This window comes from Frateuria defendens (assembly GCF_001182895.1).
In the GTDB taxonomy this organism is placed as follows: domain Bacteria; phylum Pseudomonadota; class Gammaproteobacteria; order Xanthomonadales; family Rhodanobacteraceae; genus Frateuria_B; species Frateuria_B defendens.
Map to the genome: position 1 here is coordinate 1 of NZ_LFQR01000288.1, position 295 is coordinate 295.

Consider the following 295-nt stretch of genomic DNA (forward strand, 5'->3'; position numbering starts at 1 on the left):
GCGTGCGCCTCGCCGGCGCGGGCCTGAGCCGCGCCATCTGCCGCGTGCTCACCCTGGAGCAGGGCGCCACCGACAAGCTCTGCCAGCTCTCCCCGCGCGACCTCCTGCAGCTCATCTTCGACGTGTTCGAGGACAAGGCCGTGCTGGACGACTACCAGCGCGCGCGCTCGGAGCAGTTCGACGTGGAGCGCGAGATCGGCCAGCTCGGCCAGGACCTCGCCGGCCTGCACCTGCGGCTGGAATCGGCCAAGGCCGACGTGCGCTCCTTCGAGGAAGGCATGGCCCTGCGCGGCCA

The 295-nt window shown here is 71.9% G+C and carries 1 protein-coding gene; it reads left to right on the top strand.

Annotated elements, in window-relative coordinates; genetic code table 11:
• A partial coding sequence (locus tag ACH65_RS20455) for a hypothetical protein (protein WP_049624079.1) occupies positions 1–295 on the top strand: 295 nt, incomplete at both ends.